Source organism: Mycobacterium sp. Marseille-P9652, assembly GCF_902652685.1.
Lineage (GTDB): Bacteria > Actinomycetota > Actinomycetes > Mycobacteriales > Mycobacteriaceae > Mycobacterium.
Genome location: NZ_CACRUY010000035.1, coordinates 16341 through 30120 on the forward strand (window position 1 = coordinate 16341; position 13780 = coordinate 30120).

A 13780-nucleotide genomic window follows, 5' to 3' on the forward strand; every position below is an offset into this window, starting at 1 on the left:
TAATTCACAACGCCAAGCTGTCGAGCACCCGGCGCTGCAGCACGCCGTTCGTGGCGACCGCGCTCCCGCGGTGCGGCCCGGCGGTGCCGTCCAGCCCGGTCAGCACGCCGCCCGCCTCGCGCACCAGGACGTCCAGCGCCGCGAGGTCCCACACCGAGACCTCCGGCTCGGCGGCGATGTCGACCGCCCCCTCGGCGAGGAGGCAATAGGAGAGGAAGTCGCCGAACGCGCGCACCCGCCACACCGCGTCGGTGAGCGCGATGAAGCGTTCCCGCAGGCCCCGCTGCGCCCATCCGGAGAGGCTGGAAAACGACAGGCTGGCCGAACCCAGTTCGGACACCGAGGACACCGACAGCCGTCGCGGCGGCGCCCCGGCCACCGCGACGAACGCGCCGCGCCCGCGCGCCGCCCACCACCGGCGTTGCAGCGCCGGCGCGCTCACCGCACCGACGGTCGGGACGCCGTCTTCGAGCAGCGCGATCAGGCTGGCCCACACCGGCACCCCGCGAACAAAGTTCTTGGTGCCGTCGATCGGGTCGATCACCCACTGCCGCCCCGAGAACGTGGTGGTGCCGCCGAACTCCTCGCCGACGACGGCGTCGTCCGGACGTTCGCGGGCGAGCGTCTCGCGCAGGTCGGTTTCGACCGCGCGGTCGGCGTCGGTCACCGGCGTCAGGTCGGGTTTGGTGTCGACGCGCAGGTCGAGCGCCCCGAAGCGGGCCGAGGTCAGCGTGTCGGCCCGGTCGGCGAGCGTCAGGACCAGCGTCAGATCGTCCGGCGTCATGGGCGCTGACCCTGGTAAAGCACTGCATCGTCGGGGGCGCGGCTCATGTGAGCAGTCCTACCACTGCCGCTCGCGCGCCCTACTATGGCCGGGTGTGGGAATTCGGTGTGCTGATCCTGTTGGCGGGTGTCCTCGTGGTGCTCCTCATCCAGCGTTTCGGGCCGCACGGACCGCGGGGTGAGGTGCTGAACGGGACGCTGCTGGTGACCGGCGTCAGCCCCCGCCCCGAGGCCACCGGCGAGCAGTTCGTCACCATCGCCGGCGTCATCAACGGGCCCAGTGTCAGCGAGCACGAGGTGTACGCGCGCATGGCGGTCGACGTCGACCAATGGCCGAGCGTGGGCCAGCTGCTGCCGGTGGTGTACTCCCCGAAGAACCCGGACAAGTGGAGTCTCGCCCCGGCCGTACCCCCTGCGGCCTAGCAGCTCTCACCCCCCGGCGGGCGGGCGCGTCATCACCGTCAGCCGGGTCCCGTATCGCGGCAGGACGCCCGAGCCGCGCGCCAGCGTTCCGGCCGGCATCCCGGGAACGCCCGGGTATCCCGAGCCGGCCAGCTCTTCGGTGCCCGGCAGGGTGGTCAGCCCGGCGGGTTCGAGCGCCGCCACCCGACTGGTCGACGGCGCCGACCAGCCCGCCGGTACCGACATCGGCCCGATCGCGTTGGCCCGGCCCATGCCGACCGTGACCGCGTTGGGCAGCCCACCGAGCCCGGGCTCCGCCGCCGCGCCCGTGAGCTTGCCGAGGCCGATGGGCCCGAGCGCCGGCGCGGGCCCCGCCACCCCCGCGAGATAGGTCAGGTTGGCCTGGGCGCCGGTGAGCGAGGCGGGGATGCCGGCCATGGTCCCGGTTCCGGAGAGGGCGGTGTTCACGAGCTGAATCGAGTCCAGAATGTTGAGGCTGTTGTTGCCGTTGGGCCCGATCGGGATGGGACTCAGCGAGAGCAGGCTGTCCAGCTGATTCCAGATCTGATCGCTGAACCCCCTCAATGTGTCGTAGACGGTGGAGACCGGGTCGCTGGCGGCCCGGGCGGCCGCGGCGTTCTGTTCGGCCGCGCCGTTCGGATCGGTGTTCTGCTGCGGGGACGGGAACGGCGTCAGCCGGGTGGTCGCCGCCGAACTGGCCGCGTAGCCGTTCATCGCCGTCGCGTCCTGGGCCCACATCTCGGCGTAGTGCGCCTCGGTGGCCGCGATCGCGGCGGTGTTCTGGCCCAGGAGGTTCGTCGCGATCAGCGCCAGCAGCTGGGCGCGGTTGGCGGCGACCACCGGCGGGGGGACCGTCATGGCGAAGGCGTGGTCGAAAGCCGCCGCCGCCGCCCTGGCCTGCATGGCGGTCTGCTTGGTCTGCTGGGCCGTGCGGGTCAGCCACTCCACGTAGGGGGCGGCGGCCGCGGTCATCGACTGCGATGCGGGACCGCGCCAGTGCAGGCCGGTGAGGACCGACAACACCGAATCGTAGGTCTCGGCGGTCGTCGCCAATTCGGCCGACAACGAATCCCAGCTTCCTGCGGCCGCCAGCAGCGAGCCCGAACCGGGGCCGGTGTACATCCGGACGGAATTGAATTCGGGCGGGAAAAAGGCGTAATCCATTGTCAGATCTCCCTGTTTGATCCGTGTCAATCGTGCCGCGCCCGATTCGGCATTCAATCCGCCGCCGCGTCGGCGACGGTCATAGAAATGTAGGCGCAAATTCCGCAACCTCAGGGGATATCGGCCGCAGAAACGCGTCGCCATTTAACTGAAAACATTTGTGCTCAACGCTTTTCATCGATGGCAATGATGGACACCGAGCCGCGACGGCTGCTGTGGCCGACGACGCGCCGCGCGGGGCATGACGATGACCGCCGGTCAATGAAATCGCCGAGGAATCGCGCTCAACCCCGCACGCGAACACCGGCTGCTTCTGCTCCGCATCTGAGTCGACGGCTCCCCGGACCGCCGCCCGCCCGACGCCGTAGCCAAGCGCGTCTTGTGGAGCGGCACCGGCGATTTCGGTCCGCGCATAGGGACCAATGGCACGGATATGTAGACCAATGTCTCTGGGGTTCCGCGGGCTGCACTTCATAACGTTGGCGCGGGGAGCCGTCCCGAGCACCGCAGGAGACCGCGATGAAGCACTCAGCCCCGACGGTCTGTGTCGGCCTGTGCAGCGCGCACCACGCGAGACGTCCGCCGGCGGCGGTGCGGTCGAGGAACCCGTGAACCCCCGGATCGACCGCCGATGACCGCGGTCCCGCCGACCGGCGACCGGCCCGACGCCGCCATCGGCCCGGTGCGTCAGACGTTGTCCCAGCTGCGCCTGCGCGAACTCCTCGCAGAGGTGCAGGACCGGGTCGAGCTCATCGTCGAGGGTCGTGACCGCCTCGACGGCCTGGTCGAGGCGATGTTGGTCGTCACCTCGGGCCTCGAATTGGACGCCACCCTGCGGTCGATCGTGCACTCGGCGACCGCCCTCGTCGACGCCCGCTACGGCGCCCTGGAGGTGCACGGCCAGGACGGTCGCGTGCTGCAGTTCGTGCAGGAGGGCATGGACGACGACACCGTGCGACGCATCGGCGGATTGCCGCAGGGGCACGGGATCATCGGCCTGCTGATCCATGAACCCAAAGCCCTGCGCCTCGAGGACATTTCGCAGCACCCCGCGTCGATCGGCTTCCCGGCTCACCACCCCCCGATGCGCAGCTTCCTCGGGGTGCCGGTGCGCGTGCGCGAAGAATCCTTCGGCACGCTGTACCTGGCCGACAAGACGAACGGGAAGCCGTTCAGCGTCGACGACGAGGTGCTGGTCCAGGCGCTGGCGGCCGCCGCGGGCATCGCGATCGCCAACGCCCGGCTCTACGAGAAGGCCAAGGCCCGCCAGTCCTGGATCGAGGCCACCCGGGACATCGCCACGGAGTTGCTGGCCGGCACCGAACCGGCGAGCGTGTTCCGGCTCGTCGCGGAGGAGGCGGTCAAGCTGACCGGGGCCGACGGCGCACTGGTGGCGATCCCGGTGGACGAGAACACGCCGGCCGCCGACGCCACCGAGCTCCTCGTCATCGAGACCGTCGGAAGGCTGGCAGCCCACGCCATCGGGCGAACCCTGCCGGTGGCGGGCACGTCGCTCGCCGAGGTGTTCGCGAGGAGTGCGCCGCGGCGGGTGCACGCGATCGCCGTCGACGGAATCGACGCACAGTCCGCCCTGGCGCTGCCGCTGCGGGCCAGCGACACCATCGCCGGGGTCGTCGTGGTGCTGCACGCGGACAGCGCGGTGACGTTCAGCGACGAGCATCTGGAGATGATGGCCGCGTTCGCCGACCAGGCCACGCTGGCCTGGCAGCTGGCCTCGTCACAGCGCGAGACGCGCCAACTCGACGTCGTGACCGAGCGGGATCGCATCGCGCGCGAGCTGCACGACCACGTGATCCAGCGGCTGTTCGCCGTCGGCCTCACGCTGCAGGGCGCGATGTCGCGGGCCCGCGACACGGACGTCCAGCACCGGCTGTCCCAAGCCGTCGACGATCTGCAGGCCGTCATCCAGGAGATACAGACCACGATCTTCGACCTGCACGGCGCGCCCCAGGGCGCCTCCGGGCTGCGGCAGCGGGTGGACGAGGCGATCGCCGACCTCGTCGGCACGCGGTTGCGCACCACCGTTCAATACGTCGGGCCGCTGTCGGTGGTCGAAGGCGCGCTCGCCGATCAGGCCGAAGCGGTCGTCCGGGCGGCGCTGCGCAACGCGTCCGGGCGCCCGGGGGTCACGACGGTGACGGTTCGGGTCACCGCCGCCGACGACCTCCACATCGAGGTCAGCGACGACGGTGGCGGCGATCCGTCCGGCACCGACGACTGGCCGGACCTGCGCCGGCGCGCGGCGGAGTCCGGCGGCGAGCTGACGGTCGAGAGCACGGATGGCACCGTGCTGCGGTGGTCGGCGCCGCTGCTTTGATCGGCGATCTGCAGCTGGCATCCTTGAGGGCGTGGCGGGCAAAGACATCGAGCGGATGCGGGCGACCAGCGCGCTCGAGGTGATCAGGCAGCACCCGGTTCTGGTGCTCTTCGCCGTGTCGCCGGCGCTGGGGGTGCTCGGCGCCATCTGGTGGCTCGCCGGCGCCGGCTGGGCCATCGTCGCCGCGATCGCGCTGCTGCTGGCCGGCGGGGCGTTCGTCGTCTTCAGACGCTGAGCCGGGAGCGCGGATCAGCCGTGGCTGATGCGCAACAGCTCGGCCAGGTTCGGCAGCTTGACCCGGGGACGCCCGTGCGGCTCGCCCGCGGCACGTTCGTGGCGGTCGATGATCTCCCAGTGCTCCGAGGTGACCAGCTTCGGCTGGCGTGAGGCCAGCCAGGCCGCCAGTTGGTCGGCGTGGTCCGGCGGGAAGTCCGCGAGCCCGTCGCCCGCGCGGGCCAGGTCGGCCAGCAGGGTGTCGACGGTGTCCTGCGAGTCCTTCTTATTGGTGCCGATCACCCCGGTCGGTCCGCGCTTGATCCACCCGACGACGTATTCGTTGCGGCTGCCCTCGACCTTGCCGTCGGTGTTGGGGATCGTCGCCGACCTCTCGTCGAACGGCAGCCCCGGCGTCGGCAGCCCGCGGTAACCGACCGAGCGCACGACCAGCTGGACCGGCAACACGTCGCGCTCACCGGTGTCCTTCGCGGCCACCCGTCCGCTCTCGTCGGTGACCAGCTCGTTGCGCCCCAGCACGATCTGCTCCACCTTGCCGTCGCCCTTGATCTCGATCGGCGAGGTCAGGAACCGGAACACGATGCGCCGGTGGCCCTCGCGGGGCGCTTTCGCCGCGTAATCGCGCAACACCTTGAGGTTCTGCTTGGTGGTCTTGCCGACCGCGGCGGCGTCCTCGTCGGTGATGCCCTCGAGCTGCGCCGGGTCGACGATCACGTCGACGCCCTCGAGGTCGGCCAGCTCGCGCAGCTCGAGCGTGGTGAACGCCGTTTGCAGCGGACCGCGCCGGCCGATGACCACCACTTCCTCCACACCACACGGCCGCAGCGAGTCCAGGGCGTGGTCGGCGATGTCGGTGCGGGCCAGCTCCTCGGGGTCGGTCACCAGGATGCGGGCGACGTCGAGGGCGACGTTGCCGTTGCCCACCACGGCGGCGCGGGCGCCGGACAGGTCCGGCGACGCCTCCTGGAAATGCGGGTGCGCGTTGTACCAGCCCACGAACTCGACCGCGGCCATGCTGCCCGGCAGGTCCTCGCCGGGGATCTGCAACGACTTGTCGGATTGCGCCCCGATCGCGTAGACGACGGCGTCGTAGCGCTCGGCCAGCTCCCCGACCTGCACGTGTTCGCCCACCACCACGTTGCCGAAGAAGCGGAATCGGGGGTCCTCCGCGATCTTCTCGAACTGCTTGCTGATCGACTTGATCTTCGGGTGGTCGGGCGCCACGCCCGAGCGCACCAGGCCCCACGGTGTCGGCAGCATCTCCAGGACGTCGACGACGACGTCGAAGTCGTCGGTGCCGTCGGCGGCTTTCAGCAACGACGCCGCGGCGAAGAATCCCGACGGGCCGGACCCGACGATCGCGACATGGTAAGGGCGCATAGCAAAGCCTTCGTTTCGTGCCGGGCCGCGAGCGGGGAGGCTTGAACAGGCCGCCGGCGCGCGGCGCGGGCGCACAGCAGTGTGACTCGATGCTAAACGGTGCCCCGCGGCCGCCACCTGAGCATTCGACGCCGGGCGCGGCGCCGGTAACGTGGTGCGCTGTGGAACCCGACCGTCAAGCCGACATAGCAGCCCTCGACTCCACCCTGACCACGGTGGAGCGGGTGCTCGATGTGGACGGTCTGCGCGGGCGCATCGAGAAGCTCGAACACGAGGCGTCCGACCCCCACCTCTGGGACGACCAGGCCCGGGCGCAGCGCGTCACCAGCGAGCTGTCGCACGCGCAGGGGGAGTTGCGCCGCATCCAGGAGTTGCGGCAGCGCCTCGACGACCTGCCGGTCCTCTACGAGTTGGCGGCCGAGGAGGGCGGTACGGACTCCCTGGCCGAGGCCGACGCCGAACTCAAGGCGCTGCGCGCCGACATCGAGGCCACCGAGGTGCGCACGCTGCTGTCGGGCGAGTACGACGAACGCGAGGCGCTGGTCACCATCCGCTCCGGCGCGGGCGGCGTGGACGCCGCGGACTGGGCCGAGATGCTGATGCGCATGTACATCCGGTGGGCCGAGCAACACAAGTACCCGGTCGAGGTGTTCGACACGTCCTACGCCGAAGAGGCCGGCATCAAAAGCGCGACGTTCGCGGTGCACGCCCCGTTCGCATACGGCACTTTGTCGGTCGAGCAGGGCACCCACCGGCTGGTGCGAATCAGCCCCTTCGACAACCAGAGCCGGCGCCAGACGTCGTTCGCCGAAGTCGAGGTGTTGCCGGTGGTGGAGACCACCGATCACATCGACATCCCGGAAGGCGATGTGCGCGTTGACGTTTACCGCTCCAGCGGCCCCGGCGGCCAATCGGTGAACACCACCGACTCGGCGGTTCGTTTAACCCACATCCCGACGGGTATCGTGGTCACTTGCCAGAACGAAAAATCGCAATTGCAGAACAAGGTTTCCGCGATGCGGGTTCTTCAGGCAAAGTTGTTGGAACGCAAGCGCTTAGAGGAACGCGCTGAGCTGGACGCGCTGAAAGGCGAGGGCGGCAGCTCCTGGGGCAACCAGATGCGTTCGTACGTACTGCACCCGTACCAGATGGTCAAGGATCTGCGAACCGACTACGAGGTGGGCAATCCCGCGGCCGTGCTGGACGGAGACATCGACGGGTTCCTGGAAGCGGGAATCCGGTGGCGTAACCGGAAAGATGACGACGACTAACACTGTTCTTGCTTCGACGCACACGCTGACGTCGCTGGGCTGGCACGAGTTCTGGCGCGGCGACTTCGGTCAATGGATCATCACGCGCGGCCTGCGGATCGTCATGGTGCTGATCGCGGCGGTGCTCGCGGCCCGGTTCGTGAACTGGGTCGCCCAGCAGGTGACCCGGCAGCTCGACGAGGGCTTCGCCGAGAGCGACGCGCTGGTGCGCTCGGAGGCCACCAAGCACCGCCAGGCCGTCGCGTCGGTGATCTCCTGGGTCTCCGTCGTCCTCATCGGCATCTGGGTGATGCTGCAGATCGCCGACATCCTGCGCTTCTCGGTGACGGGCCTGGTGGCGCCGGCCACCGTGCTCGGGGCGGCGCTGGGCTTCGGCGCCCAGCAGTTGGTGAGGGACCTGCTCTCCGGTTTCTTCATCCTCGTCGAGAAGCAATACGGCTTCGGTGACCTGGTGCGGCTCACCATCTCGGGCTCGAACACCGACGCGTCGGGGACCGTGGAGAACGTCACCCTGCGGGTGACCAAGCTGCGTTCGCCCGACGGCGAGGTGTTCACCGTGCCCAACGGGCAGATCGTGAAATCGGTCAACCTGTCCAAGGACTGGGCGCGGGCGGTGGTCGACATCCCCGTCTCGACGAGCGCCGACCTGAACCGGGTGAACGAGGTATTGCACGAGCAGTGCGAGCACGCCCTCGACGATCCGGTCCTGGGCGACCTGCTGCTCGACGCCCCCACAGTGATGGGCGTCGAGAGCATCGAAGTCGACACCGTCACCCTGCGGCTCGTCGCGCGCACCCTGCCCGGCAAGCAGTTCGAGGCCGGCCGCCAGTTGCGGGTGCTCGTCATCCGGGCCCTCGCGCTGGCCGGCATCGTCACGGCCGCCGACGCGACGGTGGGGCTCGTCGAAGATCCCGCCGTCCCGGCCGCCAAGGCCGCCGAAGAGAAAGCCCAGGGCGAAGTCCAGGATGCGGTGCGGTGAAGTTCACGCTGAACGTCTTCGAGAAGCGCAAAGACGCCCCGCGCAAACCCTGGAGCCACCTGTTCGGCGGTCGGGTCCGGACGTCGACGGTCGTCCTGATCGTGGCGTTCATGGCGGTGTGGTGGGTCTACGACACGTACCGCCCGCAACCGGCAGACAAGCCGACGGCCCCGGAGGTGGTGCCACCGGGGTTCGTCCCGGACCCGAACTACACCTGGGTGCCCCGCAGCCGGGTGCAGCAGCCGCCGGCCACGTTCACGCCGACGCCGACCAGCACGGTCGTGCCGACGCCGACGACCACCGTCCCGATCACCACCACGACGACCACGACGTCGCCCCCGCCGTTCGGGCTGCCGCCGCCCCCGTGCCTGCTGCCGGCGCCCTTGTGCCCGCCCAGCGCAAGCCCAGCGCCGACACCCTCCCAGCTACCCCAGCCGGGTCCCGGTCCGGCCCCTTCGACGCCGCCGCCGGTCGGTTGACGACATTCGCCAGCGAAATTCACGGCTACACTGGCGTGCCGTGATGATCACCCTGGACCATGTCAGCAAGAAGTACAAAGCGTCGGCGCGTCCCGCACTCGACGACGTCAACGTCAAGATCGACAAGGGTGAATTCGTCTTCCTCATCGGCCCGTCGGGCTCGGGCAAGTCGACGTTCATGCGGCTGCTGCTCGCCGAGGAGTCGCCGAACAACGGCGATGTGCGCGTCTCGAAGTTCCACGTCAACAAGCTGCCCGGCCGGCACGTGCCGAAGCTGCGTCAGGTGATCGGGTGCGTGTTCCAGGACTTCCGGCTGCTGCAGCAGAAGACGGTCTACGAGAACGTCGCATTCGCGCTCGAGGTGATCGGCAAGCGTGCCGACGCCATCAACCGGACGGTGCCGGACGTGCTCGAGACCGTCGGGCTGTCGGGCAAGGCCAACCGGCTGCCGCACGAGCTGTCGGGTGGTGAGCAGCAGCGGGTGGCGATCGCCCGCGCGTACGTGAACCGGCCCCTGGTGCTGCTGGCCGATGAACCCACCGGCAACCTGGACCCGGACACCAGTAAGGACATCATGGATTTGTTGGAGCGGATCAACCGCACCGGTACGACGGTGCTCATGGCCACCCACGACCACCACATCGTCGACTCGATGCGGCAGCGGGTTCTCGAGCTCTCCCTGGGCCGGCTCGTCCGCGACGAGCAGCGCGGCGTCTACGGGATGGACCGCTAAGTGCGCTTTGGCTTCCTGATCAACGAGGTCCTGACCGGGCTTCGCCGCAACATCACCATGACGGTCGCGATGATTCTCACGACCGCGATCTCCATCGGCCTGTTCGGCGGCGGCCTGCTGGTCGTCCGCCTGGCGGACAACTCCAAGGAGATCTACCTCGATCGCGTCGAGACGCAGATCTTCCTCACCGACGACATCTCGGCCAACGACGCCACATGCGCGTCGGCGCCGTGCAAGGAATTGCGCGGCAAGATCGAGTCACGCCAGGACGTCAAGTCGGTGCGGTACGTCAACCGGGAGGCCGCGTACAACGACGCGATCCGGAAGTTCCCGGAGTTCAAGGACGTCGCCGGCAAGGATTCGTTCCCCGCGTCGTTCGTCGTCAAGCTCAACAACCCCGAGCAGCATTCCGAGTTCGACGCCGCGATGCAGGGTCAGCCCGGCGTGCGCAGCATCCTCAACGAAAAGGAGCTGATCGACCGGCTCTTCGCCGTGCTGAACGGGTTGCGCAACGCGGCGTTCGCCATCGCGCTGGTGCAGGCCGTCGGGGCAATCCTGCTCATTGCCAACATGGTTCAGGTCGCGGCCTACACGCGGCGCACCGAGATCAACATCATGCGCCTGGTGGGAGCCAGCCGCTGGTACACGCAGCTGCCGTTCTTGGTGGAGGCCATGTTCGCCGCGTCGCTCGGTGTGGCCATCGCGATCGTCGGCCTGATCTTCGTGCGCGCGATGTTCCTGGACAACGCCCTGAGCCAGTTCTACCAAGCCCACCTGATCGCCAAAGTCGACTATGCGGACATCCTCTACGTATCCCCGATTTTGTTCCTGCTCGGCGTGTCGATGGCCGGACTCACCGCTTACGCGACCCTGCGGCTCTACATCCGGCGGTAGCTGTGGCCGACAATCCCGCGCGGCGCAAAGCGGCGGCCGGCAAGCGGGGCAGCAAACAGATCATCGCCACCAATCGCAAAGCGCGGCACAACTATTCGATCGAAGAGGTCTACGAGGCCGGGGTGTCGTTGCAGGGCACCGAGGTGAAAAGCCTGCGCGAGGGCCAGGCCTCGCTGGCGGACGCGTTCGCAACCGTCGACGACGGCGAGGTGTGGTTGCGCAACATGTACATTCCGGAGTACCAGCACGGTAGCTGGACCAACCATGAGCCACGCCGCAACCGAAAGTTGTTGTTACATAGGCAACAAATCGACAGACTGGTCGGCAAGATACGCGATGGTAACCTCGCGCTGGTGCCAATGTCGTTGTATTTCACCGAAGGAAAGGTCAAGGTCGAGCTTGCGCTGGGGCGCGGCAAGCGGGCCTACGACAAGCGTCAGGACATGGCCCGCCGCGACGCAAACCGCGAAGTGGTCCGAGAGATGGGCCGGCGCGCCAAGGGCATGAGCTGATCGGGGCGGCCTACGCCCAACTCTCCGCGGTCACCTACGGCGTCAGCGATTTCGTCGGCGGCGTGGCCCGGCGGCCACCGTGGTGCTGGCGATGGTGGTCCTGCGTGAGCGGGTGAGCCGCTGCCAAGGGGTGGGCATGGTGCTGGCCATGGGTTCGGTGGCGATGATCGCCGCAAGCTGAGGGCCGCGACCCCCCTTACTATTGAGCCGGGACTATCGAGCCGGTGGGGAGATCAAGTTGGGCGCGGTTGACGAGGACCCCGTCGTGCGGGAGCTGTCCGCCGCGGTGGAACGCAGCCCCGGCGTGGTCGAGTTGCGGTTGCACCTCGCCGGGCTGCTCGCGGACAAGGGGCGCTACGCCGAGGCGCTGGCCCACTGCAGCACGGCGCTGACTCAGGACGCCGGAAACGCCGACGCGTTGCGGCTGGTGCAGCGGTGCAGCGCGGCGCTGGCGGCACCCGATCCCCAGGCCCCCGAGCCCGCCGCGGACGACGGGTTCGACTGGTCGAGCGCCGAACGGGAAGTCGAGGGCATCATCGAGCCGGCTTTCGTCGAGGCGAGCGCCGACGCCCTCGACGAGAATGACTTCGAGGCCATCCAACGCGTGCAGATGCGGCTCGACGACGTCGCGGGAATGCCCGACGTAAAACGGCAACTCGAGATGTCGCTGCTCGGACCCCTGCGCAATCCCGAACTGATGAAGGCGTACAAGGTGTCCGCGCGCGGCGGCCTGCTGCTCTACGGACCGCCGGGCTGCGGCAAGACGCACGTCGCCAAGGCCGTGGCCGGTGAGCTGGGCGCGAGTTTCTACCAGGTGGGCATCGCCGACGTGCTGCACCGCTATTTCGGCGAGAGTGAACGCAGCCTCCGTTCGGTGTTCGACAGCGCGCGCCGCAATGCGCCCTGCGTGCTGTTCTTCGACGAGGTGGACGCGCTGGGGCACCGCCGGTCGGCGCTGAGCGGTAGCTCGGGGCTGCGGCCCGTCGTCAACACCCTGCTCGAGGAGATGGACTCGGCCACCTCCGGCAACGACGGCGTCTACGTGCTGGGCGCGACCAACGCGCCGTGGGACGTCGACGCCGCGTTGCGGCGGCCCGGGCGGTTCGACCGGATGATCTTCGTCGGCCTGCCCGACGCGGAAGCGCGGGCCGCGATCGTGCGGTTTCACCTCAAGGACCGACCGGTCGCGGGCATCGACCTGCACTCGCTCGCCGGCCGCACCGAAGGGTTCTCCGGTGCCGACCTCGCCCACATCTGCGACAGCGCAACGCAACTGGCGATGGCCGACTCGATGCGGGCCGGGCAGGTCCGCCCGGTGACGATGGCCGACGTCAACGCCGCCCTCGCGCAGGTGCGCCCCAGCACCGGGCCGTGGTTCGAGATCGCGCGCAACGTCGTCGACTTCGCCAACAACGACGGCACCTACGACGAACTGGCAAAGTACATGCGCCGCCGAAAGATTCGGTGACGCACCGTGACGTCCGGCCTCGGCGTCGACCAGGGCGACGACGTCCTCCGGCTCGCTAGCGCGTACTTCGACTCCAAGAACTACGAGCGGGCGCGCGACGTCATTCGCCGCGGGTTGGCCCAACATCCGAACGACCCGGCCCTGCTCGCGCGCCACGCCCAGGCCGAAATCGCGCTCGGCAACTATCAGGCCGCCGCGCACAGCGCGTACGCCGCGCTGGGCGCGTCACCGCAGGACGAGTTCGCCATGCGGCTCTATGCCTGGTCGCTCGCCGGGCTGGGCCGGTCCAAGGACGCGCTGTGGATGGCGTGGCGCGGAGTGCTCGCTCACCCCAATGAGCCGCTGCAGCACCTGACGTATGCGCGTCTGCTGCACGCGGGTCGCCACCAGCAGTTCGCCCTACAAGAGATTGACCAGGCCCTGCGGCTCAACCCCGTCAGCGTCGACGCGCTGGTGTTGCGCGGCTCGATCCTGCACGAGCTGAACCGGATCCCGGAGTCCGACGCCTGCTATCGCGCGGCGTTGGAGCTCGACCCCGGCAACGCCGAGGCGCTCAACAATCTGGCCGTCAACCGGCTGCAGCGCGGCAGGTTAAGCCGGGCCCTGCGGGGATTTCTCGGCGCCGCTGGGAGCGACCCCGCGCTCGGGGAGCTGGCCCGCAGCAACATCGGTGTGGTGCTGCGCAAGGTGCTCATGGTGGTGACCATCGTCGCGGCGGTGCTCGGATTCCTGGTCGCCTTCGCGGCCGTTCTGCACGGCGAAGGGCGGCCGACCGGGGCGCTTCGCGGCATCTGCGGCGTGCTCACCGCGGCGATCGCAGTGGTACTGGCCTGGATTGCCCGCACCATCCCGCGCAACGTGCTGGCTTCCGTTCTGCGGCAAAGGTATTTCGCGGCGGTGCGTCTGCTGCACGCGGTGACGGCCGTGGTGGCCGGGCTGTGGGTGGTGGTGTACCCCGGTCCGCAACCTTTGGTCGCCATTGGCGTGGTCCTCGCCGTCAGCGGGTTCATCGTGTTCCGGCTGGGCCTGTTCACCGGCAAGTAAGCTCCCGGCGGCCCCGGCGTCGTCGAGGATGCGACCTGCGTCACATTTCAGCCCACGAGATTGGGCTCACGGGGGACA

Annotated in this window: 14 protein-coding genes and 1 pseudogene; 12 read left to right on the plus strand and 3 right to left on the minus strand. The window is 69.0% G+C overall.

Translation table 11 applies throughout. The annotated features are described in order from the left end of the window. Positions 1–4 precede the first annotated feature (4 nt). Complete coding sequence (hisN, locus tag GPY60_RS17730; RefSeq protein ID WP_156689003.1) at positions 5–784, minus strand: histidinol-phosphatase; 780 nt, start codon at positions 782–784, stop codon at positions 5–7. Positions 785–876: 92 nt separating this feature from the next. On the opposite strand from hisN, the gene GPY60_RS17735 reads away from it, so the two are divergent. Continuing rightward, entirely contained in the window at positions 877–1206 is a 330-nt protein-coding gene (locus GPY60_RS17735; protein WP_156689004.1) for a hypothetical protein, read from the plus strand. A gap of 6 nt (positions 1207–1212) precedes the next feature. Here the strand turns inward: GPY60_RS17735 and GPY60_RS17740 are convergent, their stop codons facing one another. Next, positions 1213–2370, minus strand: coding sequence for a PPE family protein (locus GPY60_RS17740; protein WP_156689005.1), 1158 nt, complete (start codon positions 2368–2370; stop codon positions 1213–1215). 631 nt (positions 2371–3001) lie between these two features. Here GPY60_RS17740 and GPY60_RS17745 point away from each other — a divergent pair. After that, positions 3002–4708 carry a sensor histidine kinase gene (locus GPY60_RS17745; protein WP_156689006.1) on the plus strand — a complete coding sequence of 569 codons (1707 nt, stop codon included), beginning with the start codon at positions 3002–3004 and terminating at the stop codon, positions 4706–4708. Between the two features lie 31 nt (positions 4709–4739). Next, positions 4740–4943 carry a hypothetical protein gene (locus GPY60_RS17750; RefSeq protein ID WP_156689007.1) on the plus strand — a complete coding sequence of 68 codons (204 nt, stop codon included), beginning with the start codon at positions 4740–4742 and terminating at the stop codon, positions 4941–4943. A 14-nt stretch (positions 4944–4957) separates the two neighbouring features. Here the strand turns inward: GPY60_RS17750 and GPY60_RS17755 are convergent, their stop codons facing one another. Beyond that, the gene (locus GPY60_RS17755) at positions 4958–6322 is read right to left on the minus strand and encodes an FAD-dependent oxidoreductase (RefSeq protein WP_156689008.1); all 1365 of its coding nucleotides are present in this window, start codon (positions 6320–6322) and stop codon (positions 4958–4960) included. 161 nt (positions 6323–6483) lie between these two features. Here GPY60_RS17755 and prfB point away from each other — a divergent pair, with 161 nt between their 5' ends. The 9 genes and pseudogenes from prfB to GPY60_RS17800 all read left to right on the plus strand — a co-directional run bounded on the left by prfB (position 6484) and on the right by GPY60_RS17800 (position 13702). Further along, a complete protein-coding gene (gene prfB, locus GPY60_RS17760) occupies positions 6484–7593 on the plus strand; it encodes a peptide chain release factor 2 (RefSeq protein WP_156689037.1) in 1110 nt (369 codons plus the stop codon). Then, on the plus strand, positions 7580–8572 hold the full coding sequence (locus tag GPY60_RS17765) for a mechanosensitive ion channel family protein (protein ID WP_156689009.1): 993 nt from the start codon (positions 7580–7582) through the stop codon (positions 8570–8572). Before prfB ends, GPY60_RS17765 begins: the two co-directional genes overlap by 14 nt. Next, positions 8569–9051, plus strand: coding sequence for a hypothetical protein (locus GPY60_RS17770; RefSeq protein WP_156689010.1), 483 nt, complete (start codon positions 8569–8571; stop codon positions 9049–9051). The genes GPY60_RS17765 and GPY60_RS17770 overlap by 4 nt, the downstream gene beginning before the upstream one ends. A 43-nt stretch (positions 9052–9094) precedes the next feature. After that, complete coding sequence (ftsE, locus tag GPY60_RS17775; RefSeq protein ID WP_156689038.1) at positions 9095–9784, plus strand: cell division ATP-binding protein FtsE; 690 nt, start codon at positions 9095–9097, stop codon at positions 9782–9784. Next, positions 9785–10678 carry a permease-like cell division protein FtsX gene (gene ftsX / locus GPY60_RS17780; RefSeq protein ID WP_156689011.1) on the plus strand — a complete coding sequence of 298 codons (894 nt, stop codon included), beginning with the start codon at positions 9785–9787 and terminating at the stop codon, positions 10676–10678. Between the two features lie 2 nt (positions 10679–10680). Next, positions 10681–11190 carry an SsrA-binding protein SmpB gene (gene smpB / locus GPY60_RS17785; RefSeq protein WP_156689012.1) on the plus strand — a complete coding sequence of 170 codons (510 nt, stop codon included), beginning with the start codon at positions 10681–10683 and terminating at the stop codon, positions 11188–11190. A gap of 67 nt (positions 11191–11257) precedes the next feature. After that, positions 11258–11371: pseudogene (locus GPY60_RS17790) on the plus strand (EamA family transporter); the annotation flags it as partial. Between the two features lie 57 nt (positions 11372–11428). Beyond that, positions 11429–12658 carry an AAA family ATPase gene (locus tag GPY60_RS17795; RefSeq protein WP_156689013.1) on the plus strand — a complete coding sequence of 410 codons (1230 nt, stop codon included), beginning with the start codon at positions 11429–11431 and terminating at the stop codon, positions 12656–12658. Positions 12659–12664: 6 nt separating this feature from the next. Beyond that, on the plus strand, positions 12665–13702 hold the full coding sequence (locus GPY60_RS17800; protein ID WP_156689014.1) for a tetratricopeptide repeat protein: 1038 nt from the start codon (positions 12665–12667) through the stop codon (positions 13700–13702). The last annotated feature ends 78 nt before the right edge of the window (positions 13703–13780 follow it).

Coding starts and splice junctions, on each gene's coding strand:
- hisN (WP_156689003.1), bottom strand. CDS start 784: ATGACGCCGGACGATCTGACGCTGGTCCTGACGCTCGCCGACCGGGCC.
- GPY60_RS17740 (WP_156689005.1), bottom strand. CDS start 2,370: ATGGATTACGCCTTTTTCCCGCCCGAATTCAATTCCGTCCGGATGTAC.
- GPY60_RS17745 (WP_156689006.1), top strand. CDS start 3,002: ATGACCGCGGTCCCGCCGACCGGCGACCGGCCCGACGCCGCCATCGGC.
- GPY60_RS17755 (WP_156689008.1), bottom strand. CDS start 6,322: ATGCGCCCTTACCATGTCGCGATCGTCGGGTCCGGCCCGTCGGGATTC.
- GPY60_RS17765 (WP_156689009.1), top strand. CDS start 7,580: ATGACGACGACTAACACTGTTCTTGCTTCGACGCACACGCTGACGTCG.
- ftsE (WP_156689038.1), top strand. CDS start 9,095: ATGATCACCCTGGACCATGTCAGCAAGAAGTACAAAGCGTCGGCGCGT.